General features: G+C 66.9%; 22 protein-coding genes and 3 pseudogenes. 12 read left to right on the top strand and 13 right to left on the bottom strand.

What is annotated here, in order from left to right:
• Positions 1–56: 56 nt before the first annotated feature.
• Positions 57–1,261: pseudogene (gene rsgA / locus NG696_RS02960) on the bottom strand (ribosome small subunit-dependent GTPase A).
• A 290-nt stretch (positions 1,262–1,551) separates the two neighbouring features.
• Positions 1,552–2,130 (bottom strand): dihydrofolate reductase family protein, encoded by a 579-nt coding sequence (locus tag NG696_RS02955; protein ID WP_252573951.1) that lies wholly within the window; start codon positions 2,128–2,130, stop codon positions 1,552–1,554.
• A gap of 123 nt (positions 2,131–2,253) precedes the next feature.
• On the opposite strand from NG696_RS02955, the gene NG696_RS02950 reads away from it, so the two are divergent.
• The gene (locus NG696_RS02950) at positions 2,254–2,559 is read left to right on the top strand and encodes a putative quinol monooxygenase (RefSeq protein ID WP_252568731.1); all 306 of its coding nucleotides are present in this window, start codon (positions 2,254–2,256) and stop codon (positions 2,557–2,559) included.
• A 5-nt stretch (positions 2,560–2,564) separates the two neighbouring features.
• On the opposite strand, the gene NG696_RS02945 is transcribed toward NG696_RS02950, so the two are convergent.
• From NG696_RS02945 to NG696_RS02935, 3 genes are all read right to left on the bottom strand, one after another.
• Positions 2,565–3,149, bottom strand: a complete 585-nt coding sequence (locus NG696_RS02945; RefSeq protein WP_104061379.1) for a histidine phosphatase family protein — start codon at positions 3,147–3,149, stop codon at positions 2,565–2,567.
• A 62-nt stretch (positions 3,150–3,211) separates the two neighbouring features.
• Positions 3,212–4,027, bottom strand: a complete 816-nt coding sequence (locus NG696_RS02940) for an alpha/beta fold hydrolase (protein WP_252573948.1) — start codon at positions 4,025–4,027, stop codon at positions 3,212–3,214.
• A gap of 47 nt (positions 4,028–4,074) precedes the next feature.
• Positions 4,075–4,251 (bottom strand): hypothetical protein, encoded by a 177-nt coding sequence (locus NG696_RS02935; protein WP_252573945.1) that lies wholly within the window; start codon positions 4,249–4,251, stop codon positions 4,075–4,077.
• Positions 4,252–4,380: 129 nt separating this feature from the next.
• Between NG696_RS02935 and NG696_RS02930 the strand changes: the two genes are divergently transcribed.
• Positions 4,381–5,316, top strand: a complete 936-nt coding sequence (locus NG696_RS02930; RefSeq protein WP_252573944.1) for a 5'-3' exonuclease — start codon at positions 4,381–4,383, stop codon at positions 5,314–5,316.
• 197 nt (positions 5,317–5,513) lie between these two features.
• On the opposite strand, the pseudogene NG696_RS02925 reads toward NG696_RS02930, so the two are convergent.
• Together NG696_RS02925 and NG696_RS02920 are read right to left on the bottom strand one after the other, a co-directional pair.
• A pseudogene (locus tag NG696_RS02925) lies at positions 5,514–6,940 on the bottom strand (HNH endonuclease signature motif containing protein).
• Positions 6,941–7,090: 150 nt separating this feature from the next.
• Positions 7,091–7,669 carry a hypothetical protein gene (locus NG696_RS02920; protein ID WP_252568728.1) on the bottom strand — a complete coding sequence of 193 codons (579 nt, stop codon included), beginning with the start codon at positions 7,667–7,669 and terminating at the stop codon, positions 7,091–7,093.
• A 162-nt stretch (positions 7,670–7,831) separates the two neighbouring features.
• Here NG696_RS02920 and NG696_RS02915 point away from each other — a divergent pair, with 162 nt between their 5' ends.
• From NG696_RS02915 to NG696_RS02905, 3 genes are all read left to right on the top strand, one after another.
• Positions 7,832–9,991: an elongation factor G-like protein EF-G2 gene (locus tag NG696_RS02915; protein WP_252573941.1), complete on the top strand. Its 2,160-nt coding sequence runs from the start codon at positions 7,832–7,834 to the stop codon at positions 9,989–9,991.
• A 10-nt stretch (positions 9,992–10,001) separates the two neighbouring features.
• On the top strand, positions 10,002–11,258 hold the full coding sequence (locus NG696_RS02910) for an MFS transporter (protein ID WP_252568726.1): 1,257 nt from the start codon (positions 10,002–10,004) through the stop codon (positions 11,256–11,258).
• A gap of 103 nt (positions 11,259–11,361) precedes the next feature.
• Positions 11,362–13,215, top strand: coding sequence for a gamma-glutamyltransferase family protein (locus tag NG696_RS02905; protein ID WP_252568725.1), 1,854 nt, complete (start codon positions 11,362–11,364; stop codon positions 13,213–13,215).
• 43 nt (positions 13,216–13,258) lie between these two features.
• On the opposite strand, the gene NG696_RS02900 is transcribed toward NG696_RS02905, so the two are convergent.
• The gene (locus NG696_RS02900) at positions 13,259–13,519 is read right to left on the bottom strand and encodes a hypothetical protein (protein ID WP_252568724.1); all 261 of its coding nucleotides are present in this window, start codon (positions 13,517–13,519) and stop codon (positions 13,259–13,261) included.
• Positions 13,520–13,613: 94 nt separating this feature from the next.
• Here NG696_RS02900 and hrpB point away from each other — a divergent pair, with 94 nt between their 5' ends.
• Entirely contained in the window at positions 13,614–16,394 is a 2,781-nt protein-coding gene (gene hrpB / locus NG696_RS02895) for an ATP-dependent helicase HrpB (protein ID WP_252568723.1), read from the top strand.
• A gap of 162 nt (positions 16,395–16,556) precedes the next feature.
• Complete coding sequence (locus tag NG696_RS02890; RefSeq protein ID WP_252569485.1) at positions 16,557–16,700, top strand: hypothetical protein; 144 nt, start codon at positions 16,557–16,559, stop codon at positions 16,698–16,700.
• A 27-nt stretch (positions 16,701–16,727) separates the two neighbouring features.
• On the opposite strand, the gene NG696_RS02885 is transcribed toward NG696_RS02890, so the two are convergent.
• Positions 16,728–17,405, bottom strand: coding sequence for an alpha/beta hydrolase family protein (locus tag NG696_RS02885; RefSeq protein WP_252573938.1), 678 nt, complete (start codon positions 17,403–17,405; stop codon positions 16,728–16,730).
• 79 nt (positions 17,406–17,484) lie between these two features.
• Between NG696_RS02885 and ligD the strand changes: the two genes are divergently transcribed.
• On the top strand, positions 17,485–18,507 hold the full coding sequence (ligD, locus tag NG696_RS02880; protein WP_252568721.1) for a non-homologous end-joining DNA ligase: 1,023 nt from the start codon (positions 17,485–17,487) through the stop codon (positions 18,505–18,507).
• Positions 18,508–18,524: 17 nt separating this feature from the next.
• On the opposite strand, the gene NG696_RS02875 is transcribed toward ligD, so the two are convergent.
• A complete protein-coding gene (locus tag NG696_RS02875; RefSeq protein ID WP_252568720.1) occupies positions 18,525–19,145 on the bottom strand; it encodes an L-threonylcarbamoyladenylate synthase in 621 nt (206 codons plus the stop codon).
• 142 nt (positions 19,146–19,287) lie between these two features.
• On the opposite strand from NG696_RS02875, the gene NG696_RS02870 reads away from it, so the two are divergent.
• Positions 19,288–20,043: a ZIP family metal transporter gene (locus NG696_RS02870; protein WP_252568719.1), complete on the top strand. Its 756-nt coding sequence runs from the start codon at positions 19,288–19,290 to the stop codon at positions 20,041–20,043.
• 20 nt (positions 20,044–20,063) lie between these two features.
• Here NG696_RS02870 and NG696_RS02865 read toward each other — a convergent pair.
• Positions 20,064–22,096: pseudogene (locus tag NG696_RS02865) on the bottom strand (APC family permease).
• A gap of 178 nt (positions 22,097–22,274) precedes the next feature.
• Here NG696_RS02865 and NG696_RS02860 point away from each other — a divergent pair.
• The 3 genes from NG696_RS02860 (at position 22,275) to NG696_RS02850 (ending at position 25,486) form a co-directional block, all read left to right on the top strand.
• A complete protein-coding gene (locus tag NG696_RS02860; RefSeq protein WP_252568717.1) occupies positions 22,275–24,227 on the top strand; it encodes a DUF4118 domain-containing protein in 1,953 nt (650 codons plus the stop codon).
• Positions 24,224–24,943 (top strand): response regulator, encoded by a 720-nt coding sequence (locus NG696_RS02855; RefSeq protein WP_252568716.1) that lies wholly within the window; start codon positions 24,224–24,226, stop codon positions 24,941–24,943. Before NG696_RS02860 ends, NG696_RS02855 begins: the two co-directional genes overlap by 4 nt.
• Before the next feature lie 111 nt (positions 24,944–25,054).
• Entirely contained in the window at positions 25,055–25,486 is a 432-nt protein-coding gene (locus tag NG696_RS02850) for a VOC family protein (RefSeq protein WP_252568715.1), read from the top strand.
• A 113-nt stretch (positions 25,487–25,599) separates the two neighbouring features.
• Here the strand turns inward: NG696_RS02850 and NG696_RS02845 are convergent, their stop codons facing one another.
• A complete protein-coding gene (locus tag NG696_RS02845; protein WP_252573932.1) occupies positions 25,600–26,352 on the bottom strand; it encodes a maleylpyruvate isomerase family mycothiol-dependent enzyme in 753 nt (250 codons plus the stop codon).
• Positions 26,352–26,673 (bottom strand): fumarylacetoacetate hydrolase family protein (locus NG696_RS02840; RefSeq protein WP_252573929.1); only part of this gene is annotated, 322 nt, incomplete at its 5' end. The genes NG696_RS02840 and NG696_RS02845, both read right to left, overlap by 1 nt.

Genomic DNA, 26,673 nt, shown 5'->3' with positions numbered 1-26,673 from the left:
GTCAAGTGGGGGCCACCACCGCGACGGGGGAGCAGTCGCGAGTGCGAACGTGCTGATCAGCGCCGCTTACGTTTGGACCGTTGCTCCTCCCGCCGCTCGGAGCTGTCACGTTCAGCCGAACGTTGCGATTTCCCTGCCACCACCACCTTCTGGTGCCACTCGCGCTGGTAGGCCCGGCGGGCGGCGGCATCGGTGCGGCGGGCCAGGGCGGCGAGTTCGCGCTGAAGTTTGCCGTAGCTCAGCCAGCGGCGCTCATCGAGTGTCCCGTCCGCCAAAGCCGCCTGCACGGCGCAGCCGGGCTCCTGCTGGTGGGCGCAGTCAGCGAACCGGCAGCGGCTTGCCAGTTCCTCCACGTCCCCGAACATCTCCACCATGCCGTCATCGGCGTCGAACAGGCCGAATCCCCGGACGCCCGGACGCCCGGAGTGTCCATGAGGACGGCTCCGTTCGGCAACGGCACGAGTTCGCGCGACGTGGTGGTGTGCTTGCCTTTGAAGTCGCCGGAGCGGACCTCGCCGGTGTGCTGGACCTCGCGGCCCGCCAAGGCGTTGATGAGCGTGGACTTGCCGGCGCCCGAGGGGCCGAGGAGGACCAGCGTGCCGTGCGGCGGCAAGTGCGCCAGCAGCGCATCGATCCCGTCGCCGTTCTCTGCTGACGTGGTGACCACGTCCACGCCCGCCGCCTGCAGGATGACCTTCCCGACGACGTCGTCCGCTATGTCCGCAAGATCGGATTTGGTGATGATCACCAACGGAACCGCGCCGGAATCCCAGGCTGCCACGAGCGTGCGTTCCAGGCGGTTGTGCGTGAGCGGCCGGTCCACTGGGACCACCACACCCACCACATCCATGTTCGCGGCCAGGACCTGCGCCTCCGAGGAATCTTCAAAGGCGCGCTTCCGGCTGAGCTCAGACCGGCGCGGGAGGATCCCCGTGATCTGGCGGCCACCCGCGCGGTTGGGCCCGATCCAGACCCAGTCGCCGGTGACCGGAACGCCGACGTCGAGCGGGTACGGCAGGTGGAGAAGTTCGCGGCCGACGGCTGTGAGGACGAGGTTGCGGTCCACGCGCACCACCCGTCCGCGCTCGCTGTGTTGGTTCGCTGGGTGGCGGGTATGGTGTCGGTGTACGGGTTGGTGCGCGTCAAAATACGCCGCCATGGCGGGGGAGTAGCCGTACCTTGTGGGCACTTCGGGGCCGGGGGCTGAATCGAAGGTTGATGGGGAGTAGCTGTCCAGGCGTGTGCCTGAGGAATTGTTCAATGTGAGTCCTTGGGAGAGGTCTCCAGACTCCGGAATCAGCGCAGCCCTGCGGCCATTAGGCCTGCCCGTTGGTGTGTTGCGCGCTTACGCCGTGCGGATGCTGGAGACGGTGGTGATTGGTTTGATGTGTGCGGGGCGCTCTGGGCGCGCGGCTATAGCAGTCATCAAAACCACCTCCGTTTCTCTCCAGATGTCCGGATGCTCTCACGGACGCTCGGCTCTAAGTTTAGCCGCCCGGGGTTACATTGAAATGGGGATGTTTCCGCTTGGTTCGGCCGTGCCGGTTCCCGTTAGCCGGTGGGGCCGGTCAGTTGATAGTCCAGCAGCACGATGCCGGACGGAAAGGAGCGGCACTCCCGGAGCGCAAGCTTTTTCCATTCGCTGATCCTGCCGAAGAAGGGAACTCCGCCGCCGAGGATGACCGGCACGACGGCGACGCCCAGTTCGTCCAGTTCGTCCAGCAGACCCAACTCGATGAATTCAGTGATGAGCTGACCGCCGCCGAACACGCAAATGTCCTTCTCCTCAGGGATGGCGGACTTTATCCGGGCGACAAGATCGCGCAAATCGCCGGTGTACAGGTGCGTCTTCCTTCCCGTGGCCAGAGTTTCATCGTGGGAGAGAACATACGTGGGAACCGCGGAGCCCCGGCCGCCCATTGCCGCCATTTCCCGGTAGGTATTGGCACCCATGACATAGGCTCCGGTTCTGCGCTCAGTTGCCTCGAATCCGTAATCCTCATTCTTGGCCATGGCATCGTTCAGCCATGACAGGTCCCCGCCCTCTGAACGGATGTAGCCATCGAGGCTGACCGCCATGCCGCCAAAGATAGTGCCCATGGTCGCGACGCTATCCAGCGCCGATGTCACGGTCAAGACCAACGCAGTGCCGGCCGGCAACTCTGGCTTACGCCCTTGTGGTGGCGGCTCATCGGTCCGTGCGGCAAGCAATAGAGTGGAGCAGCCCATACTTCCAGAGCGAGGAATGCCGATATGTCAGAGACGTACTTCCAGGTGGTAGTCCGCTACCAGGTGAAACCGGAAGAAACGGAAACGGTCCTGGGCCTGCTGGGCGAGATGGCCGCAGCCACGCGTACGGAGGAGGCCAACATTTCCTACGAGTTCTTCCAAGGCGTGGAGGACCCCGCGCAGATCGTGATCCTGGAGCGCTACACGGATGCCGCGGGTTTTGCCGCCCACCGCGAATATGAACACATCGAGCGGATCGGGGCTGCACAGATCATTCCGCGGCTGGAGCGCAGGACCATCCAAACGTTCGAGGTGACGGCGGACGCCTAGGCTTATCAGCCCTGGGCTGCAGCCACTACGCGCTCACCGTTGAAGTATTCGAGGTGCCAGCCCTCGGTGGCATGATAGTGGGCCAGGTTCAGCACCGCGTTGTCGATCCTGTGCAGTGTGCGGCCGATGGCGCGGTTAAGGCTCACCCGAAGGAGTGTGCCGTGGGCGACCACAAGGACGCGGCGGGCGGGGAATTCTTCGGCCAGTGCTTCCAGTGCACCCAACCCGCGCGCGGCCGCGTCTTCCTCGCTTTCGGCGCCGCGGTAACCACCGGGTATGCGCAGGGCCTCCAGCTCGGGGCCGGCCTGCAACCCCTCTGCCGGTCCGAAGCTGCGTTCGGCGAGCGCCGGAATGTGCCGCGTAACGCTCAGCCCCAGCCCGTCCGCAATCACGCTGGCGGTTTCCGCGGCACGGCTAAGGGGCGAGGACACGATCGCATCCCACTCGTAGTCTGACAGGACATCGACGGCGTCGCGCGCCTGGCCGCGGCCGACGTCGTTCAGCGGAATGTCGGTGGCTCCCTGGAGCCGACGCTGCGCATTCCAGTCTGTCTGGCCATGGCGGATCAGTGCGAAGGTCGTAAGGGTCATGCTGTCTATTCTGCCCTGACGGCGGCATGGCCCGGGCAGCCGCGAGGATCAAGGCAACCTTTCTAGGCCCAAGGGTCCGGTCCGGCGTTACGGTCGATGAAGTCCAGGACAGCCGGATGGGCGGGATCAATGAGATGCCCGCCCGGGACCAGAACCGTATGGGTATAGGGCAACGCACCCGACAACCTTGCGTTCACGGACCGGCAGGCCTCGGGGGAGTCCTCGGCGGAGACGATCAGGGCGGGCCGGCGGATCCCGGCGAGTTGCTCCTCGTTCAGCTCCAATGCATCGTCGCTGAGATCCAGGCCGTGGCCTTTGATTTCGGCCAGGACAGCGTGGCTCGTGCCGGCAAACATCTGTTTGAGCCCGGGAGGAAACGACTCCCATGTCGCGTCCCCAAGGGCTTCCCGGATTACAATCTCGGCGGCAAGCCCGGGCTGACCGTTCGTGCGCTCGAGCACATGGCGGCGCAGGCCGCGGGCCCAGGCGTCCGCATCCGGAGCGATAGTGAACAACGCCGGTTCCAGGAGGACCAGGGCTTTGACTTTGTCCGGGAAACGGCGGGCAAGTTCGACGGCGATCAGGCCGCCTGTGCTGCGGCCGATCACGACTGCCGGCCCGGCACTGAGCGCCGCCAGGACTGCCGCTGCGTCGTCGACGTGATCCACCAGGTCCAAGGTCGCGAACGGCCGCGGCGGGGCACTGCGGTGGAAACCCCTGCGGTCGTAGATGATGCAGCGGCCATGCCGGGCGAGTTCGGTTGCGGCGTCCGCCCACATCACTGCCGAACTCGGTGTTCCGTGCACGCCCAGTATTGGTGTCCCTTGGCCGCTCTCTTCGTAGTAGAGATCAACACCGTTGACGCTGAGGTGGGGCATGTCGTCAGCCTGGAGTTCGCGCGCTCATCGCAGGACACCACCCGGGCTCACGGGCCGGGCCACTGCTCCGGGTCGAAGCCATAGGCGTTGGGAGCAGCTTTCGGGTCAGCCGCTGCGGCGGCGCCGTTCCGGTCGTCGTCGTGATGACGTAGCGGGGCGTGCCGGCCAGAAGCCTGTTTCAAGGGCACGCGGGGTGCGGTCTTTACGGGTGCATCTTCGGCCAAGGTGAAACCTCACAAACACAGAAGTTTGGTCCGCTGCTTGAACCGATAGAGGCATCCTAACCCCATGGGAGCGTTCTGTCGCTGGTAAATGCTCGTAGCCCGGCAGCTGCTTCCGTGTCAGGATCAGGTATGCCACACCGCCTGATGCTGCTTGATACTGCGACCCTGTACTTTCGTGCTTTTTATGGCTTGCCGGACACGATCCGCCGCGCTGACAGAACGCCAGTGAACGCGGTTCGCGGCCTCCTGGACATGATCGCCCGCCTCACCACGGATTACGGGGCCACGCATCTGATTGCCTGCTGGGACGACGACTGGCGTCCGCAGTGGCGCGTGGACCTCATCCCGACCTACAAGTCGCACCGGGTTGCCGAACTTGTGCTAGATGCCCCCGACGTCGAGGTCGTCCCGGACGCGCTCGAGGCGCAGCTTCCGATGATCCGCCGCGTGCTCGAACTCGCCGGCATCGCCATCGTGGGGGCCGCGGAACACGAGGCCGATGACGTCGTCGGGACCTATGCCAGCCACGCAGACCTCCCCGTGGATGTGGTCACCGGCGACCGTGATCTTTTCCAGACCGTCAACGATGACCGTCAGGTCCGGGTGATCTACACCGCGCGGGGCATGAGGAACCTCGAAGTCGTGACGGACGCCGTCGTCGTCGGGAAGTACCGCGTGCTGCCCGAACAGTATGCCGATTACGCGACCCTTCGCGGCGACGCCTCCGACGGGCTGCCAGGCGTTGCCGGCATCGGCGAGAAGACCGCCGCGTCGCTCCTGGGCGAGTACGGCACACTGGAGAACCTGCTCGCTGCAGCCGCCGACGCGGGAGGCGGGGTATCCGCGTCCGTGCGGTCAAAGCTCGCCGCGGCCGCGGACTACCTGGCAGTCGCGCCAACCGTAGTGAAAATTGTGCGCGACCTCAAGCTTCCCACCCTCGAGGAAGCGGGAGCACAGCTGCACCCCGTAAACGGCGAATCGCGCGCCGAACTGGAGCGTCTCGCCGTCGAATGGAACCTTGGAGGTTCGGTCAAACGGCTGCTCGTCGCGCTTGACCAGCAATAACGGTCAATGCAGCATACGCCGACTGGGTCGTCCGGTCTGCACGGGCAGCCGAGTCCCGGAGGAACTAGACCAGCTGAGGGACGCCCCACTCCGGTCATGGCTCGTCGACTGGTGTCTGTTGCCGGATCCAAGCCGGAAGGGGATCTTCAGGCATGGACACGCCGAGACATGGTTCCAGCTCGTCAGGTGGGAACAGGTCAGGTGAGAGCTCGTCCGGGGTCAGGATCGTCGAGCGGCCACTGCAGCCAGACGCACTCCGGCATGGGATCTACCGGGCGCAGACCTTCAAGCGGTTCGCCAGGCAGGGAGTCTTCAGGCAGGGCAGGACCAACTTCCCGGTGGCATAGTTGGTTCAGGATTTCGGGTGGCCAATCGTGTGGTTCCCAGTCCTGTTGTTCGCTGGCGTACTGACGGCCTGTCGGTGAAATCCAGCCGGGTGGCTTGTCGGTGGTCGCCCCAGTGGGTGTCCAGCCGCTGGCGTGTTTCAGCCTGTGGTGCTTGGGGCATGGCTGCCCGAGGTTAATGATGCCGGTGGTGCCGCCGTCGGCCCGGGCGAGGAGGTGGTCGGCCTCATTGTCCAGAGACTGGTTGCTGCAGCCGGGGAACGGGCATTTCCCGTCCCGCAGACGGAGCCATTGCCGCATGCTGACGGGGATGCGGTAGCTGGTCCGTCCGATCTCCAGCGGCGCCCCGTCGCGGGGATCAGTCAAGACACGGTGGAACGACGAGGAACTTTCGGCCATCAGATGGCTGGCCATCGACGCCGGGATGGGGCCGTACCCATCGAGCATTGCGGGTTCGTCGGTGAGGCCCATGAGGGCGAACACCGGCACGGTCACGAGCACCTGCGCCGACGGTGACGGCACGTGCTCCGCAGTGCCGCCAAGGAGCCACTTGGCGGCCACGTCGGCGCGGATTTGGCTCAGGTTCCGGTCCTCATGGGGTCCTTGGAGGGCGCGGGCCGCGGTGGTGGTGCGGTCCCAGATCCCGGCCGCCTGGTCCGCGGGAGGTACGCGCTCAGCCAGGCCATGCCGTCCCGGTCCGGGGCGAACTCCAGCCGGCGGTCCAGGGCGCTTTTGGTGTGGCGTTTTTCGATGCTGTCTGGGTGGTGGCGTTCGCGCCAGGTCCGGGCTTTGTGCCGGAACCGGGACGGCACGAGTTCCCTGGCGGGGTCCAAGTTCGCGGTTTCGTCGACCATGGCCCGGGCGTGCTGCCACGAAATGCTCCCGTCCTGCAGGGCGGCCAGCGTCAGCGGGAGGGTGGTTGTCAGTTCGTGGGCCTCGGACAGAAGCGCACCGGCCGTCCGTTCGCTGACCGTCAGGACGCACGCGACCTCGGAGACCACGGCCATGTCCTGCGCGATGAGGCCCTGTGGCTGCGCATTCGGGGAGGCCACCGCCCGCGTAGTGTCAGCGAACCCGGCGGCGGCGTGGACTACCAGGGCAGCCGTGGCAGCTTGCAGCCGGGTAGCCTCCGCGAGCGTGTCCAGCCAGCCGTCAGACTGATGCCGCAGCGGATCCGGTTCCCCTTGACCCGTAGGATCTGCGCCAGGGATCACCAGAGCAAGCGCAGCGACAGAAGCCTTGATGGCCTTGAACGCCTCCACTGCGGTTGTCCCCTTCATACTCACATCATCTTGCGAGCCACTGACATTTAAGGTCCCCTCTAGCCAGTGACGAGAAATACTTTGGGAAAGTTTTTCGCGCGGGGCCGCAAGTGTCAGTTCGCACAGCGTGCGGCCCGGAACGGTGCCGCGCTCTGACGCGTTGGCTGCTCAGTCAGCCGTGAGGAACCGTCCGTTCCTTATCCGCGACGGGCCAAAGACGAGGGTCACCGGGGCAATCGTCCGCGGCCGGTGATCCCGCGACTGGGGACGGCCGACGGCGACATGGGGCACCCAGTGCGGGTACCGGTAGCCCAGCGCCGGTGAGCTGAGGATGAAATCGTCCACATTGTCCACGAGGAGCCGGTCCAGGAGATCATGCAGGCCCTGCACCAGGGACACCTGGTAGTCGCGCACGCGATCGGGCACGTCCACTTCGAGTCCGGAGATGCCGCCGCCACCCAGCACGATCACTTGTTCCGAGGTGCCCGCAAACCCGTCCAGAACGGGCAGGCCCCGCAACCAGCCCGTCGTGCGCCGGACGGCTTCACCGGCCGAGGTGATCCCCTTGGTCCAGTCCGCGACGTCCTGCGCAAAATCCGCCAGGATGCCGATATGCAGCAGCGTCAGGTGCAGCCCCTGCGGCCTGCGCAGGGCATTGACATAGCTGGCCAGCGCCTCGTAGTCGGACGGGCCCGCACCAACCGTGAGGACGGGAACCTCCACTGTGATGCGCGGAACCGGCTGCATGGGACCCCCTCACAGTGGCACGGACTCGTGGGCTCTGGCTGCCATTATCCTCCGCTGCGGCCACCTCGTCCCGGCGCGTGCTCTTGCCCTTGCGCCCGCCAGGGTGTCGAATCAGAGAACACGATTCGGCCCGGTGCATGGCAAAGACGCCAGGAGGTTCCCATGTCAGTGAAAGCCGCAAAGGACGCAGCACGGACACCGGGGCGGGGAGGGCCGGAGGTGCGCCGGGCTGATGCTCCGCACGGCATCGCGGCAACAGATCCGGAACAAGTGCGCAACGTGGCGCTCGTGGGGCATTCGGGCGCCGGGAAGACCCTGCTGATCGAAGCAATGCTGGCCGCCCACGGCATGATTTCACGCAAAGGCTCCATCGCGGAGGGCACCACCGTCAGCGATTCCGACCCTTCGGCAGTGCGGCAGCAACGGTCGGTCACGCTGTCCCTGGTTCCGCTGCTCGTCGACGGGATCAAGGTGAACCTGCTGGATACTCCGGGATATCCGGACTTTATCGGCGAACTTCGGGCGGGGCTCCGGGCTGCGGACGCCGCCCTCTTTGTTGTCTCCGCCGTTGACGGCATCGACGCCACCACTACGGCGCTCTGGGGCGAATGCGAAGGCCTCGGGATGCCGCGGGCTGTGGTCATCACCCGCGTGGACCACCCCCGGGCAGATTACGACGGCGTCCTGGCCGCCTGCCAGCAGGCGTTCGGCGACGCGGTGCTGCCGTTGTACGTCCCGGTCCGGTCCGGCGGCGAAACCAGCGGGCTGCTGGGACTACTGACGGGCACAGTCTCTGACTACTCCGCCGGGGAGGCGGCCGCAGGTTCCCGGGACGTTGACGCCGGTGAGCGCGCGGCGTCGGAAGCCGCCCGGGGCCGGCTCATCGAAGGGATCATCGCCGAGAGCGAGGACGAGAACCTGATGGACCGCTATCTGGGTGGTGAGGACATCGATACCGATGTCCTCATCGCGGACCTGGAAACCGCCGTCGCCCGCGGTTCCTTTTTCCCGGTGGTGCCAGCCTCGGCTGTCACCGGACTCGGCACGGCGGAACTGTTGGAAGTCCTGACCCGGGGCTTCCCGTCGCCGGCGGAGGGCGGCCTCCCGGAGGTGACTGATCTGGCGGGCGCTCCAGCGGCGGCCCTGGCCTGTGACCCGGACGGGCCGCTGGCGGCTGAGGTGGTCCGCACCACCATTGATCCGTTCCTGGGGAGGGTCTGCCTGACGCGTGTATTTTCAGGTACTTTGCGTGCTGATACTCCCGTGCACGTCGGCGGGCACGGGCTCGCGGACCGCGGCCATCAGGACCATGACACCGACGAGCGCGTCACCCACCTGTATTCTCCGCTGGGCCCCAACCTGCGTCCTGTCGCGCACTGCGTGGCCGGTGACATCTGCGCGGTGGCGAAACTCGGAAGCGCCGAAACGGGGGACACCATTTCGGCGAAGGACCAGCCGCTCCTGCTGGCTACCTGGGAGATGCCGGAGCCGCTGATGCCGGTGGCCGTCGAGGCGGACTCGCGCAGTGACGAGGACGCGCTGGCCCGGAGTCTGGCGAAGGTGGCAGCCGGCGATCCCACGCTGCGTGTTGAGCGGAACGCGGAAACACACCAGCTGATCCTCTGGTGCATGGGGGAGGCCCATGCCGAGGTGGTGCTGGACAGGCTGCGCGACCAGGGCGTGAAGCTGCACACCATTGACGTAGCGACGCCACTGCGGGAAACGTTCGCCGCCCCGGCAACGGGACACGGCCGGCACGTCAAACAGTCCGGCGGCCACGGGCAGTATGCCGTCTGCGACATCGACGTGGAGCCGCTGGACCGTGGCGGCGGGTTCGAATTCGTCGACAAAACGGTGGGCGGGGTGATCCCCGGAACGTTCATCTCCTCCGTGGAGAAAGGGGTGCGCGCGCAGATGCAGAAAGGCCTGGCTGCCGGGTTCCCCGTAGTGGACCTCCGCGTCACGCTGGTGGGCGGCAAGGCCCACAGCGTTGACTCTTCCGACGCCGCCTTCCAGGCGGCGGGGGCCCTGGCGCTCCGGGAGGCTGCCGCAGCCGGTCGCATCCAGCTGCTCGAGCCGGTTTCCGCGGTCAGCATCACAGTGTCCGAGGCGCACGTGGGGGCCGTGATGAGTGACCTCTCGGCACGCCGCGGCAGGCTAACCGGCACGGCCACGTCCGGTAGTGAACTGACCGAAATCAGCGCTGAAGTCCCTGACCAAGAACTACTGAAGTACGCCGTGGAGCTGCGGGCGCTGACTGCCGGGACCGGGCGGTTCCGGCGCCGGTACCTCCGGCATGACCCGGTGCCCAGCAGCTCATGAAAGCCAGCCTATGAACGCTGCCGCGCGGAGGATCCAACGCATATACCTCACCCTGACGCTGGGCAATACCCTTGCGGCCTCCTTCATCTGGGGAATCAATACGCTCTTCCTGTTGGACGCCGGGCTGAGCAACCTTGAAGCATTCGCGGCCAACGCCTTCTTCACAGCCGGCATGGTCCTATTCGAAGTACCCACCGGGGTCATCGCGGACAGTTGGGGGCGCCGCGTTTCATTCCTGCTCGGCACCGTCACCCTGGCTGTCTCCACCTACCTGTACTATCTGCTCTGGCAGATATCCGCGCCGTTCTGGGCCTGGGCGGTGGTGTCGGTCCTGTTGGGCCTGGGCTTCACGTTCTTCTCCGGGGCAGTGGAGGCGTGGCTCGTCGATGCGCTGCATTTTTCGGGTTATTACGGGGACCTGGAGACCGTCTTCGGACGGGGACAGATGGTGTCGGGCTTCGCGATGCTGGTGGGTTCGGCGGCCGGCGGCGTGATCGCCCAGGTTACTGACCTGGGCGTGCCGTTCCTGGTGCGCGTCGGAGTGCTCGTGGCGATGTTCAGTGTGGCCTTCTTGCTGATGCGTGATGTTGGATTCACTCCGGAACGCTCCCCGCATCCGCTCAAAGCGACCCGGGCAGTGCTGACGGCCTCCATTGAGAGTGGCCTCAAGAACCCGCCCGTACGGTACGTAATGCTTTCCGCCCCGTTCAGTGCCGGCATCGGGTTCTATGTGTTCTACGCGCTGCAACCGTACCTGCTGGAGCTCTTCGGGGACCCGCGGGCCTACTCCGTCGCCGGACTCGCGGCGGCCGTTATGGCGGGAGCGCAGATCCTGGGCGGCTGGTTGGCACCAACTGTCCGGCGCCGGGTCCGCAGACGCACCACTGTGCTGGTGGTGAGCAGCAGCATGGGCGCGCTGATCCTGGTGGCGCTCGGCATCACACGCGTGTTTTGGGTGGCCCTGCTGCTGCTGGTGCTCTGGGCTCTGGTCTCCGCGGCGGGCACCCCGGTGCGGCAGGCCTATCTGAACGACATGATCGCCTCAAAGCAGCGGGCAACGGTGCTCAGTTTCGATTCCCTCATGGGATCCAGCGGCGGAATTGTGGTGCAGCCGCTGATGGGCCGGGCCGCGGACCTATACGGCTATCCGTTGTCGCTGGCCATCAGCGGTGTGATCGAGCTGTTCGCCGTGCCGTTCCTGCTGGCGAGCCGGCGGCGGCGCTCGCCGGCCGACACAGCAACCACCGAAGCCGGCACGCCGGCCTGAAGCCATGGCCTCGGCACAAAAAGGTTGAGCCTTGAGAGTCCCAACAGGGCGGAGTATCGTGGCGCAAACCCACCCTGCGCAACACCCCGACTTGGGAGAGATCATGCCTAGTGTGCGACGTCAATTAGCTGCTGTAACGGCTGTTCTGGCCTTGAGCGTGACGGGTGGGGCGGTGACCGGTCCCGCGTTTGCTGATCCCCGGGAAATCAAGAAGGAGGCGATGGCGACCGGCTACGGCGGAGCGGTGAGCACCGTTGACCCGGAGGCGTCCGCTGCGGCTATCGAGGTCCTGCGCGACGGCGGCAATGCGGCGGATGCCGCCGTGGCCGCGGCCGCGACCCTGGGTGTGACCGAGCCGTACAGCGCCGGCGTCGGCGGAGGCGGATACTTCGTGTTCTACGACGCGGAGACTGGCAAAGTGGGAACCATCGATGGCCGGGAAACGGCTCCGGCAACGATGCCGACCACTGCGTTCGTTAATCCGGCCACCGGTGTCGTATACCCGTTCGCAGAGCTCGTCTCGAGCGGCGTCTCCGTGGGCGTCCCCGGAACACCGGCGACGTGGGAACGGGCGCTGGAGCGCTGGGGCACGCTGGACCTTGACGAGGCCCTCGAGCCTGCCATCAAGGTGGCCAACCGCGGCTTCGTGGTTGACGAAACTTTCCGCCAGCAGACACTCGACAACAAAGTCCGGTTCTCGGCCTTCCCCGCCACAGCGAGTCTCTTCCTGCCCGGCGGCGACGCTCCCGCCGTCGGCAGTATTTTCCACAGCAAGGACCTCGCCAAGACGTACCGGCTCCTCGCGAAGGAGGGAACGGATGCCTTCTACGGCGGACAGCTCGCGACGGAGATCGCGGCAACTGTCAAGGACCCGCCGAAAGACCCCGCCTGGGTGCCTCCTGTGACTGTCCCGCCCACCAGCATTCCAGCCCTTCCGGGCTACCTGACGACGGCGGATCTCGCCGCATACCGGACACTGGACCAGGAACCCACACATGTGGAGTACCGCGGTTATGACGTCTACGGCATGGCGCCCTCCAGCAGTGGCGGGACCACCGTGGGCGAAGCGCTGAACATCCTGGAACCGTTTGACTTGTCGCCCACGGCAAAACCAGCTGCGTTGCACCACTACCTCGAGGCCAGCGCGCTCGCCTTCGCAGACCGCGGTAAGTACCTCGGGGACCCGGCATTTATCGACGTCCCCACCGAAGCCCTCACTGACCCGGTGTTTGGCAAGGAGCGGGCGTGCGAAATCGATCCCGCGACGGCGGCAATCAAGCCGGTACAGGCCGGGGACGTGTCAGACTACAACGGCGTGTGCCCGGTTGCACCTGCGGCAGCCGCAGACGAGAAGGACACCGAAAACATCTCAACCACCAACCTCACGGTCGCTGACAAGTGGGGGAACGTCGTGGAGTACACCCTCACCATCGAGCAGACCGGCGGTTCCGGCATCGTGGTTCCCGGCCGCGGGTTCCTGCTCAACAACGAGCTCACCGACTTCTCTTATACGTCGACCAATCCGGAGGACCCGAACCGGATCGAGCCGGGCAAGCGCCCACGGTCCTCGATGTCGCCCACCATCATCCTTAAGGACGAGAAGCCGTTCCTGGCGCTCGGTTCGCCCGGCGGATCGACCATTATCACTACGGTGCTGCAGACCATCCTCAACAGGGTGGACCTGGGTATGAGCATTTTGGACTCGCTCGCGGCCCCGCGTGCGTCCCAGCGCAACACCGCCAATGTCACGGCCGAGCCGGACTTCATCAAGGCCTATGGAGACGCTCTGGCGCCATACAAACACAAACTGGTACCCGCAGGTGACGCCTTCACGTCGGCTGCAGAGATCGGCGCCGCGACAGCCATCGAGTTTGGACCCGGCAAAAGCATGACCGCAGTTGCCGAGCCCCTGCGGCGCGGTGGCGGTTCCGCGATGGTGGTCAAACCGTCGCGGTGAGACGGGGTGCCGCGGGTGAGCCGGATGGCCGGGGTGGGCCGGGTTACTGCCCCATCCGGGGCCGTACGGGCACAAACTCGATGCTGGTCTGCACCTTTTTCTGCGGGCCACGGGAAAAACCCTTGGCATCAAGCTGGTTCTGGGCGCGGAACACCGCCAGGGCGTCGTCGTAGAGCTCGTTGAGCCGACGGCCGGAGAATTCCTCCTGGGAGCCGTCGCTGAACGTGACAGTCACTGTGGCAGTGGCGGGAAAGTGCCTCTTCATGCGGATGAAACCTTCGGAGTCCTGCTGGAGGTTGATCAAGGGAGTCCTGCTTTCATGGTCGACGACCTCCAGTCTGACCTATCCCACTGCACCTGCGCTGACTGCGGTGGGGGATTGCGGCGACAATGGAGGGGTGACATCGCCAACCAACTCCGCCGCCGTCCCTGCCGGCACCCCTGGCGCCGCTACCTTTGATCTGGCGGCCATCGGCACGGGTCTGGCCTTTGCCGCATCGCTCGGGGAGTTGGCCTCTGTGCTGCTCGCTGGCGGTGCGGCGGGTACGGCAGTGGTGCAGGCACCGCCCGGCACCGGTAAAACGACGCTTGTCCCGCCGCTGCTCGCCAACCTGACGGGACGCACCACGGAGGCCCGGCGCGTGGTGGTCACCCAGCCCAGGCGGGTTGCCGCCCGCGCAGCCGCCCGGCGACTGGCCGCCCTGGACAGCAGCCGGATCGGAGACCGCGTCGGGTACACCGTCCGCGGTGAACGCCAGGCCGGGCCCGCCACCCTGGTGGAGTTTGTCACGCCAGGCATCCTGCTGCGGCGCCTGCTTGATGACCCCGGTCTCGAGAGCACCGGCGCGGTCATCCTGGACGAGGTCCACGAGCGCGGCCTCGAGACCGATCTGCTACTGGGGATGCTCACCGAAGTGCGGCAGCTGCGCGGCGACCTCACCGTGGTGGCCATGTCCGCCACGCTGGACGCGCCCCGCTTCGCCGCCCTGATCGGGGGCGCAGCCGGGAACGCAGGGACAGCGGACGACGGCGGCGGGCCGGCTCCCGTCGTCGACTGCCCCTCAGCGCTGTACCCCTTGGCAGTGGAGTGGGTACCCGCCGCCGTGCCACGGCTGGACGACCGTGGGGTCACGCGCGGATTCCTGGACCACGTGGCCGATACAGCCGCGCAAGCCCACACCGCCGCTGTGGCACAGGACGCGGGCACCGACGCGCTGGTGTTTGTCCCGGGAGCCTGGGAGGTCTCCTATGTGGCTGCCCGCCTCCGCGGCCGGACGGCCCCGGGAACCGACGTGCTGGAGCTCCACGGCCAGGTCAGCCCAGCCGAGCAGGACCAGGCAGTTTCCGGGCGTCGGCCTGGCGGCCCGGCACGGATCATCGTGTCCACGGACCTGGCCGAATCTTCCCTGACCGTCCCCGGCGTGCGGCTGGTGATCGATTCCGGGCTGACCCGCGAACCCCGCCGCGATGCCAGCCGCGGCATGTCCGGGCTGGTCACTGTTTCCTGCTCCCGGGCCTCAGCCGAACAGCGGGCAGGCCGCGCCGCGCGGCAGGGCCCGGGCCGTGTGGTGCGCTGCTACGACCAGAGAACTTATGGTGCCGCGCCGGCGCATGTGACGCCCGAGATCGTTGTCGCGGACCTGACCGGTGCGGCCCTGGTCCTGGCCTGCTGGGGATCACCGGGCGGCGCCGGGCTTGCGCTTTCGGATGCGCCTCCCGCGGCAGCCATGGGCGAGGCTGTTGAAGTCCTGCGCGAACTAGGAGCCGTGGGGCGGGACGGACACGCCACTGCGCTGGGGCGGACGCTGGCAAGGGTCCCGGCCGATCCGCGGCTGGCCCGCGCACTGCTCGACGGCGCAGCGGCCGTAGGTCACCGCGCCGCAGCGGAAGCGGTGGCACTCGTAGCCGGGGACCAGCGGGCCCCGGGGGCCGACCTCACGCGGCTCCTGACCGTCCTGCGCACCGGAAAGGATCCCGCCGCCAGGCGCTGGGCGGAGGACGTCCGCAGGCTGGAGACCATCGCGCGGAAGGAGGGCGCCGCTGTCGGCCCGTCCGCCATCGCCTCCCTCGTCAGCACCGAGCCGGTGACTGCTGCGGAGGCGGTGGGCGTCGTCGTCGCGCTGGCGTTCCCGGACCGCGTGGGCCGGCGCGTCCCGGGCGATGGTCCGGCACGGTACTTGCTGTCGTCCGGCACTCGTGCGGGATTGCCGGCGGGCAGTCCGCTTACCGGGCATGAGTGGCTGGCCGTGGCGGAAGTTTCACGCGCCGCCGGCCGGGACGCTGCCGGCACCGGCGCGGTGATCCGCTCCGCCGCGCCGCTGAGCGCAGACACCGCCGAGGCGGCCGCCGGTCACCTCCTGACCGACACGGTGGAAGCGCAGTTCGGCCAGGGCCGGGTGAAGGCCAGGCGGGAACGCCGGCTGGGTGCCATCAGCCTGTCCTCCACCCCCGTCCGCCCCTCTGCCGAGGACGGCCGCGCCGCTGTGGCCCGCGCCCTCGCCAAGGAGGGGCTGGGAACCATCGGATGGTCGACGGCGGCTGACGCGTTGCGCTGCCGCCTCGCCCTGCTGCGCCGCGAACTGGGCGAGCCGTGGCCCGACGTTTCCGAACCGGCTCTGCTGGCCCGGCTGGACTCCTGGCTGGGACCCGAGCTCGAAGCGCTGGCCGGCGGCGCCGCCACCAACAGCATCGACCTCACCGACCCTTTGCGGCGGCTGCTGCCCTGGCCGGAGGCGGTCCGCCTGGCGGAGCTGGCACCGGAGGCACTGAAAGTACCGAGCGGATCAATGGTGCGGATCGACTACCCCGAGGTTTCGGACAAAGCGGCGTCAGGCGGTGCCGGGTCAGATGGTGCCGCGACGGACCAGGCAGGAGCCGGGCAGGAAGCGCCTCGGCAGCCACGCGCGGACGACGGCGGCCGGCCGGTTGTTGCTGTCAAGCTGCAGGAGTGCTTTGGCTGGGCTGAGACCCCACGGCTGGTGGACGGCAGGGTTCCTGTCCTCTTCCACCTGCTGTCACCCGCGAGGCGGCCCCTCGCCGTGACGGATGACCTGGCGTCGTTCTGGTCCGGGCCCTATGCACAAGTGCGGTCCGAGATGCGTGGCCGCTACCCCAGGCATCCCTGGCCGGAGGATCCCTGGACAGCACAGCCGACTGCACGGACCAAAGCCCGCATGTAGTACCGGCCCGGCGGGGGCTTCTTTTGCTGGTTGCACAGGTGAGATGTCCGATACGTCGCCGAAACGTTGCGTCGACGCGCTGAAACATCGTGCAGTTAGGCTCGTTCCTACTTGGACAACGTGGTCCAGACCACCACACGAAGGGACACAATAATGTTGCTTTTGAGTAGCCTGAACTTCCTCTTTGACGCCGGCCGCGGAGAGGGTAGCCGCCCGCACAACGGCGGGATCGGGAAGACCGATTTCCCCACCGGCCGGCTGACCTCCACCGCCTGGGAAGGCTGGTGGCACGAGGACGCTGCATAACCGGGCCGTTACGGCTGGCCGGATGGGTCAGCCGCGGCTCCGCATGAACTCGGCCACCTTCAGCGCCAGCGACGCTCCGATCTCTGCAGCGTCGCGCTTCTTTCCTGCGACGGCGAAGGAATGGTCACCGCCGTCGATCCAGTCAAGGACAGCTGACGGGCCGATCCGGGAGACCACACTCTCCAGCAGATCCGGCGTCGCGAAGGTGTCGCGGGTGCCCTGCAGGAACAGCATGGGGAGCGTGAGCCCGTAGAGGTGCTCGTCGCGGAGCTTTTCCGGCTTGCCGGGCGGGTGGAGGGGGTAGCCGAGGTAGACGAGTCCGGCAGTGTCCATTCCGTCGGCAACGGCCATGGAAGCCATCCGGCCGCCGAACGATTTGCCGGCAGCCCACACCGGTCCGGTATCACCGTGGGCTTGCGCCTGGCGCGCGGCTTCGTCCATGACGGCGCGCCAGGCGGCGATGGCTGCCGGCGGCCGGTCCGGGAATTTCCTGCCGGCCTCGCGGTAGGGGAAGTTAAAGCGCAAGGTGGCAACGCCGTCGTCGTTCAGTCCACGGGTGAAACCGCTCATGAACGGGTGCTCCATACCCGCCCCGGCCCCATGCGCCAGCACCAGCGTGGCGAAGGGGCTGTCCGGGCGGGCATAAACGCCGGAGACCTCAACGTCGCCGACGGGAAAGGTGACAGGGGATTCAGCTACGGCCATAGGTCCATGATGCCGGATCACCGGCAGCCCTGGGCGCCGACGTGCTGACGCCACGCGCGGCGCAGGGTAGGTTGTCCCCATGGCGAGCGAACAGACCACCCTCACTGTCCCGGGGCCGCACGGCGAGCGCGAGATGCGCGTTTCCAGCCCCAGCAGGGTGCTCTGGCCGGAACTCGGCCTGACCAAGCTGGACCTCGCACGCTACATGGTGGATGTGGGGGAGGCGTTCATCGCCGCGAACGGTGACCGGCCGGTGGCACTGCAGAGGTTCTCCGAAAACGTCGAGGGGGACCAGTTCTTCTCCAAAAACCCGCCCAAGGGAACACCTGACTTCATCCGCTCAGTGAATGTGACGTTTCCGAGCGCACGCTCGCACCCCATGCTGGTCCTGGACGAACCCGCCGCGGCCGTATGGGCGGTGCAGATGAATACGGTGGTGTTCCACCCGTGGCCGTCACACACAGCAAACACCGATAACCCGGACCAGCTGCGCATCGACCTTGACCCGCAGCCGGGCACAGACTTCGACGACGCCGTCCCGGCCGCCCTGGCGCTGAAGGAGGTGCTGGCGGAGGCCGGGCTGGACACGTTCATCAAGACATCGGGGAACCGCGGCCTGCACGTCTACGCTCCCATCGAGCCCAGCCACGAATTCCTGGACGTGCGCCACGCGGTGATCGCCGCGGCCCGCGAGCTGGAGCGGCGGATGCCGGACAAGGTCACCACGGCCTGGTGGAAGGAGGAACGCGGCGTGAAGGTGTTCCTGGACTTCAACCAGGCGAACCGGGACCGAACCATCGCCGGCGCGTACAGCCCCCGCGCGCTGGCCCATGCGCCGGTCTCCTGCCCCATCAGCTGGGACGAACTGGGCAGCGCGGATCCCAAGGACTTCACCATCCTGACGGTCCCCGACCGGCTCAGGACCGCGGGTGATCCATGGGCAGACATGAAGGCGCATCCGGGCACCATTGACGTGCTGTTGGAGTGGTGGGAGCGGGACCTCAAGGCCGGGCTCGGCGAACTGCCGTTCCCGCCGGACTACCCGAAAATGCCTGGTGAGCCCCCGCGGGTGCAGCCGAGCCGGGCCCGCAAACAGGACTGAGTCCGTTCGCGCCCGGGCTACTCGAACCGGGACGGGTCACCGGTGCCGCGACGCACCACTTCCGCCACTCCGCTGGAATAGTCGATCACCGTGGTGGGCTCTGCCCCGCAGTCGCCGGAATCGATGACCGCGTCCACCTCGTGCTCGAGCCGTTCCTTGATTTCCCAGCCCTGCGTCAGCGGGTCTTCTTCGTCCGGGAGCAGCAGGGTGCTGGAGAGCAGCGGTTCGCCAAGCTCGGCCAGCAGCGCCTGGACCACCCGGTTGTCCGGGATCCGCACGCCCACGGTCTTTTTCTTCGGGTGCAGCAGCCGGCGCGGCACTTCCTTGGTGGCAGGCAGGATAAACGTGTAGCTGCCGGGCGTGACGGCTTTGATGGCGCGGAAGACGTCGTTGCCGATGTTCACGAACTGGCCCAGCTGGGCGAAGTCCTTGCACACCAGCGTGAAGTGGTGCTTGTCGTCGAGCTTGCGGATATTCCGGATCCGGTCCAGCGCATCCTTGTTGCCCAGCTGGGCCCCGAGGGCGTAGCAGGAGTCCGTGGGGTAGGCGATCAGCCCACCGTCGAGCACGATCTTCACGGCCTGCATGATCGCGCGGGGCTGGGGATCCTGGGGATGAACATCAAAGTATCTGGCCATGCTCCTGAGCCTACGACAATTGGCGCCCTGGCCAGTAGACAGGCACGGCGCCGTGCGTGCAACGCCGAGAGAGGATAGGTTCAGGGCCTATGGGTTAAGTAAGCAGCGTGAGTCCGGTGCGGGGCGAACGAAAGGTGGCAGCATGCCGGTGTGGCTTCAGGCGTTGATGTGGGGAACCTTGGCCGGTGCCGCCCTGGTGCTGGGGGCCGCCGCGTCGTGGAAATGGGCCATTCCGTCCAAACTAGTCTCCTCGATCATGTCCTTTGGGGCGGGCGTGCTGATTTCGGCGCTGGCGTTCGAGCTCGTCAGTGAGGCGGTTGAGGGAGGCGGCCTGTGGCCCACCGTGACCGGATTCCTGGCCGGCTCCGTGGTCTACGTCGGAGCGAACATGCTCCTGTCACGTGCCGGCGCTAAGCACCGCAAACGCTCGGGCGGCCAGCAACCGTCGGAGCAGGACAGCCCGGGCAGCGGCACGGCCATCGCCTTCGGCGCCCTTCTCGACGGGATCCCGGAGTCGATAGTGCTCGGCGTCGGACTCGTCACCGCGGGATCGGTCAGTCCGGCCATGCTTGTGGCTGTCTTCATTTCCAATGTTCCCGAGGGTCTTTCCGGAACTGCCGGGATGAAAAAGGCAGGCCGCAGTACCGGCTACATCTTTGGGGTGTGGGGAGGCATAGCCGTCATGTGCGGGTTCGCCTCACTGCTCGGGTACGTGGCGCTGGAGAACGCTCCGGACGCCGTCATCGCCTTCATTACCGCGATCGCGGCGGGCGGGATCCTGGCGATGCTCGCCGACACCATGATCCCCGAGGCGTTCGAAGAGCACCACAACCTCACCGGACTGACCGCATCCGTCGGGTTCCTGACGGCCTTCACAGTCCACCAGCTCGGAGGGTGATCTCCCGCCGTCGTCAACGGTCAGCCCACGTGCACCCACGGCCGCTTGGTGACATCCGGTTCGGCTTCGCGGAGGATCTCGCGAGTCACGGGGGCGATCTCGCCTTCGCCCAGCACCAGGAACTTCAGGAGATTCAAGGCAGGATTTCCTTCGGTCCAGCGGAAGTAGACGTGCGGCATCAGCCCGGTCACATCGCGGATGTGCAGGAGCACCGAGGCGATGGTGTTGGGGACGCCCGGTCCGTGCACTTCCAGGACGGCGAACCCGTGCCGCACCACGCCGCGTACTTCCAGGGCCGACTCAAAGTCGGAGGAGTCATCCACTGTCACTTCCAGGAACAGGGGCCGGTAATCAGAGGGGAAGTGGCTTGCTTCGGTGGCGGACGCCAGCTTCTGCCGGTAAGCGTCCGCCGACTGGCGAAGCGGTTCATGGGCGATGATCCCGATGGGCCCGGTCAGATTCTCCGCCATGAACTCCAGGGCCTGGGTGTCCAGCCGGACGTGCGTGGCGTGCAGTTCGAAGGATCGCAGCACCCTCGAGAGCAGCGAGATGCTGATGATCCCCAGGATGAAGAAGCCGGCAATCCGGATACCTTCGGGACGTTCAAAGATATTGGTGACCGTCGTGCAGACAAACAGCACCGTGATGATGCCAAAGCCGATGGTGCGCTTACGCTGCTGAAGCCGGCGGGCCGAGAGCGTCACGGCTACTGCCGCCGAGGTCATCAGCACCAGGACGCCGGTGGCGTACGCCCCGCCCTGGGCATCGACGTCGGCCTCAAACAGCCAGGTGATCAGGAACCCGATCAGCGTGAAGACAAGCACGAGCGGCCGGACTGCTTTAGCCCACGCAGGGGCCATGCCGTACCGCGGCAGGTACCGGGGGACAAAGTTCAGCAGGCCGGCCATAGCGGACGCACCGGCGAACCACAGGATGGCGATGGTGCTCACGTCATACACCGTGCCGAAGCCCGGCCCGAGGTATTCGTGCGCCAGGAAAGCCAGCGCCCTGCCGTTGGCTTCCCCGCCCGGCAGGAACTCAGCCTCGGGGATCAGGACAACCGTGGTGAAGCTGCTGGTCACGAGGAAGGAACTCATGATCAGGGCGGCGGTGGTCAGCATCCGCCGGGTCCCCTGGATCCGCCCGGCCGGGTTCTCCTGGGTATCGCCCGCGCCGCCGCGGACCTGCGGCATCACCGCCACACCGGTTTCAAAGCCGGACAGCCCCAGCGCCAGCTTGGGGAAGACCAGCAGGGCGATGGCCACCGCCATCAGCGGATTCCCGTGGGATGTGTTAAGAGTCTGCCACCAGTCACCGACAGCCACCGGATGGGCTGCTGCCTCCGCCAGCGACCTCGCGATGACCACCACGTTGAGCCCCAGGTACAGGACCACCAGCACATCGGCGACGCCGATGGCCTCCTTGAACCCGCGCAGGAAGCCGATGGCCTCCTTGAACCCGCGCAGGAAGCCGATGGCCTCCTTGAACCCGCGCAGGAAGACGGCAGCGAGCATGGCAAGCAGGACCAGCGTTACGGCCACCTCCTGGCCGTGCAGTGCCTCCGGTGCAAATGGATTCTCGATCAGGTGTGCCGTGGCGTCGGCGGCGGACAGCGTCACGGTGATCATGAAGTCGGTGGCCGCGAAACCCAGCAGCACCAGCACCAGGAGCTTGCCCCGCCACTTGGGAAGCAGCCGTTCCAGCATGGCAATGGACCCTTCGCCGCGGTGGCTCTCGCCGGCAACCCGGCGGTAGACGGGGAGAGCGCCGAACAGAGTCACGGCCACCAGGACAAGCGTTGCCAAGGTGGAGATGGCACCGGCCGCGAGCGCCGCGATGGCCGGCTGGTAGCCCAGCGTGGAGAAGTAGTCCACGCCGGTGAGGCACATCACCTGCCACCAGTGGTGCTTCTTTTGTTCGTCCGCGAGCCCGCCCGGCCCTGATGGGTGCCCTTGGCATCCTCCAATCCATGCAGCAGCCAACTGCCGAGGGCCGCCTTCCGCGTCGCACGGAGTGCCGAGGGATCGGCAGGGGGTCTGCTCATGGTGGTCACGCAAGCCTTTCAGTCTGCGGCACAGCACCGCGGGCACAGCCGAATCTAGTACTGCCCACTCGCCTTGGAGCCGGATTCGGGCGGATCTTGACGCATCCTTAACGTCCTTATGACCAAAGCCACCAACCCCGGGAAAGGCCCGCACAGGACGTGGGGATCCGGGTGGGAGAATGGCGGCATGGCACGGGAACGGATAGTCATTGGCCTCAACGGCAGCGATGACGCAGAACTGCTCATCCGGCGCGCCGCCAGGATTCTCGAAAGGACCGACGGCGGCGAGCTGGTGGCCGTCCACGTCCGCGCTACGGGGGGTACCGCGGGCGAGTCTCCCCAGGTTTTGGAGGCACAGCGGCGGCTGGTCAATGACCTGGGCGGGACCTACCACACCGTCTCCGCGACGGATCCGGCCCGGGCCCTGCTGGATTACGCCCGCAAGTCCAGTGCCACCCATATTGTTGTGGGGCAGTCCCGCCGCGGACCCCTTGCTGGTGTGCTGGCAGGGTTGTTCACCGGCGGCACCGTGGAAGCCCGGGTGGTCCGCGGTGCGGGCGACGTTGATGTCCAGGTAGTTCCCCGCTTCCCGCCCCAGCGGAACGCACCACGCCGGCGGCCTGACCTGGGCCGCACCAGGGTTGCCATTGGCTTTGCGCTCGCAGCAGCCCTGCCCGCCCTGCTGCAGCTGCTGCTGGCAGCCTTCGACCACAGCGTTGCCACCGCCGTCCTGATCCAGCTTGCCGGCGCCGTTGCCGTGGCACTGGTGGGCGGGTTGTGGCCTGCCGTGGTCGGCGCGCTGTGGAGCAGCGTGCTGGTGAACTACTTTTCCACGCCGCCCCTGGGGGACCTGGCGATCAGTGATCCCCAGGACCTCCTGTCCCTGGCCGTTTTTGTGGGGGTGTCAGTGGCAGTCGCCGGGGTGGTGGACGGGTCTGCCCGCCGGTCCAAGGAGGCTGCCCGCGCGCAGGCGGAGGCGGCGACGCTGGGCGACCTCGCCCTGGGCGCCTCCCGTTCGGAGGACACCCTGGACGGGATCCTGGCGGAGGCCCTGGACGTTTTTGGTGCCACCGGTGCCGGTGTATACAGCAGCCGGGAGGGCACAACGCAAGGTTCCGGTCCGACGTCGGGACCCTCCGGAGTGCGCGGCGCGGACGGCAGGATCTGGTCGCTCGTGGCCGGCGCGGGGGATACCGCCGGGTGGGAGCATGGCGTCACCGGACTGCCGGGCAGCACCGCGGAACCGGTCGACGCCGACACCCGGCTGGTGCTGTTCGGCCGGGAGGTGCCGGCAGTGGAAAGCCGGTTGCTGGGTGCGTTTGCGGTCCACGTGAAAGCCCACCTGGAACGCCGCCAGCTGGCCGTCAGCCGGCGCGAGGTGCTGCGGCTGGCCGAAGGGAACTCCATGCGCACGGCGATCCTGCGGGCGGTGTCCCACGACCTGCGGACGCCCCTGGCGGGGATCAAGCTCGCCGCCGGTGGCTTGCTGCAGCGGTCCGTCACCTATACGCCCGCGGAAGAACGGGAGCTGCTCGAAACCATTGACGAATGCACGGACCGGCTGGACCAGTTGGTGGGAAACCTCTTGGACATGTCAAGGATCACCGCCGATTCCGTCCGGCCGCTGCTGGGACCCGTGCGGTGGAGCGAGGTCGTTGCCCCGGCCCTGCGCGGGCTCCCGGGCGGTACAGTCCGGGTGGAGCTGCCCGCCAACATGCCCACAGTGGAAGCCGATCCGGTGCTGCTGGACCGCGTGATCGCGAACATTGTGGAAAACGCCGTCAAATACGCGCCGGGTTCGGGGATCACCATCACCGGCACTTCCGACGGCATGGGGGCAGCCACGCTGGATGGCTATCCGTCCGGCGAACTGCGGATCATCGATCACGGCGCCGGTGTACCCGCCGGGAAGGTGCTTGAGATGTTCCAGCCGTTCCAGCGGCTCCACGACCGGCCCCAGGCCACCGGAGTGGGACTGGGCCTGGCCGTCGCCGACGGGTTCGTCAGGGCCATGGGCGGCACGCTGACTGGACAGGAAACTCCCGGCGGCGGCCTGACAATGGTGATCAGGCTGGCCCTTTCCACCGGCTCGCCGGGCGCGCGCCACGCGGCCGGCCAGCCGCGTCAGGAGGCCACGTGAATTCGGACCAGGCTGGTTCTTCCGGCATTCAAGGAAGCCGCCGGACCAGTGTGCTGGTTGTCGACGACGATCCCCACCTGCTGAAGGCACTCCGGATCACGCTCCAGGCCCACGGTTACGCCGTGGAGTCAGCGGCCGACGGCGGCACCGCCTTGCTTGCCGCTTCCCACCGTCCGCCGGACGTGATGATCCTGGACCTCGGACTGCCGGACCTGGACGGAGCGGAAGTCCTGCGGGAACTCCGCCGGTGGAGCACCCTGCCGGTGCTGGTGCTGTCCGCACGCCACGGCTCGTCGGACAAAGTCGACGCCCTGGACGCCGGTGCGGACGATTACATCACCAAGCCGTTCGGACTGGACGAGCTGTTGGCCCGCCTGCGTGCGCTCCTGCGCCGCGTTCCGGATCCGGCGTCGGCACCCACGGTGGCCGCATCCTCCTTCACCGTGGACTTGGCCAAGCGGCAGGTCACGAGGGACGGGGACGTTGTCCGGCTGACGCCGACCGAATGGAACATCCTGGAACTGCTGGTCCGGAACCCTTCGCGGTTGGTGACCCAGCAGCAGCTGCTGCTGGACGTCTGGGGACCGGCCTACGAGACGGAAGCCAACTACCTGCGCGTGTACATGGCCCAGCTGCGGCGGAAGCTGGAGGCCGATCCCGCAAAGCCCCGCCACCTGCTCACCGAACCTGGTGTGGGGTACCGTTTTATACCCTGAATCCTGCGGGGAAATCAGGGTGCCGTGAACCCTATGAACCCGGCTGGAAGTGCGGCAGGATGTTGACTGTTCCGAATCCGTTTCAGTTCCGCACCACAAGGAGAACTGGCCATGCCAACGACGCTCAACCCCTACCTTGGCTTCCGCAAGAACGCCCGGGAGGCCATGACCTTCTACCAGTCCGTCTTCGGCGGCGACCTGGCCCTCAGCACTTTCGGGGAGTTCCACGCCAGCGAAGATCCGGCGGAAGCCGACAAGATCATGCACGGCATGCTGACGGCCAGCAACGGCCTGGTCCTTATGGGGGCTGACACGCCGAACGGCATGGACCTCGCGACCGGCAGCTCCATTTCGGTTTCGCTCAGCGGCGACGACGAGGCTGAACTGCGCGGCTACTGGGACAAGCTGTCCGCCGACGGCGGCACTGTCACCGTTCCGCTCGAACCGGCGCCCTGGGGCGACATCTTCGGCATGTGCACCGACCGGTTCGGTACTGCCTGGCTCGTCAACGTCAACAACCCCCAGGCCGCTCCCGCGACATAGGCTCCACTCATTAAAACTGGACATAGAACGACGGAACAGCGGCGGGTTATCCCGCCGCTGTTCCGTTATCCTGACTATTTGCAGTGCTTTTCGGCTGCCCGAAGGTCACAGGCTCAGATCCATTTGGGGGCTGTGGGCGTTTCGTCCAGTGGTGCCCCGTTTCGTGTTGCGGTGACGGCGTGGGTGCCGCGTCCGGTGGCCCATTCGACGACGGCGGGCAGGGGCCCGGAGATGACCGTCGGGTTGGCGGCGCTGGTGTCGCCGAACGTTAGCTCCGTGCCCGTGACTTTGACGAGCAGCCCGGCATCAGTGCCCCGGGTTTTCCAGGCACCGGTGATGTCCTCGAGCAGTCTTTCCAGAACGGGTGCCGGGATGTCACTAAAGGTGGCACCGTTGTCCAGGTCCACGGCGTGGGTCCAGACTTCGCGGGTGCGCATCCACACCGTTTCCTCAGCCGGAACGATCCGCCCTTGGGCGGTCTTAACTTTGTGGTGCCAGGCATCGGCTGGCAGGTCGCGCCATTCGACGTTCAGGTGCACTGCGGAGTGGTCAAAGAGGTGCCGCAGCGCGATCGGGGAGAGCGTGGCCCCGAAGCTGATTTCGTGGTTGCGGGCCTCCGGGGAGGGATACATGGGTGTTTCCACGCCGGTTCCGGCCCATTCGATGAGCCGTGCGATGGCCCGGGCGTTGTAGCCGATGTGCGCGGTCACGTGGCGGCGGGTCCAGCCCGGCAGCAGCGAAGGCCCGTCGAGGTCCGCGTCCGAGAGCTCGTTGAGCTTTCGCGCGAAGAACGCGGTCCCGCGACGGGCCTGCAGCAGCGATTCGAGCAGCTGCGGGTCGGTGGTTTGGTCGTGGCGTGCGGTCATCAGGATTCCTTAATGACGCGGTTCTTCAGCTGGCCCAGGCCCTCGATGGTGGTGACCAGGAGTTGGCCTTCCTGCAGGTACCGCTTGGGTTCCTGGGCGTGGCCCACACCGCCCGGGGTACCGGTGGCGATCACGTCGCCCGGGTTCAGGGTGATGATCGCGGAGATGTAGGAGACCAGGAATTCGGGCGTGAACACCAGGTCGCTGGTGGGGGTCTGCTGCTGGATTTCCCCGTCCACGGCGCTGGTCATCAGCGGGCCGGCGGTGAATTCGTCCTGCGTGACCAGGGCGGGTCCGAACGGGGTGGACTTCTCCCACGTT

It is taken from the genome of Pseudarthrobacter cellobiosi, assembly GCF_023913755.1.
Taxonomy (GTDB): domain Bacteria; phylum Actinomycetota; class Actinomycetes; order Actinomycetales; family Micrococcaceae; genus Arthrobacter; species Arthrobacter cellobiosi.
Note: the sequence above shows the minus strand (reverse complement) of the source record. Positions and strands in the feature narration are given on the sequence as shown.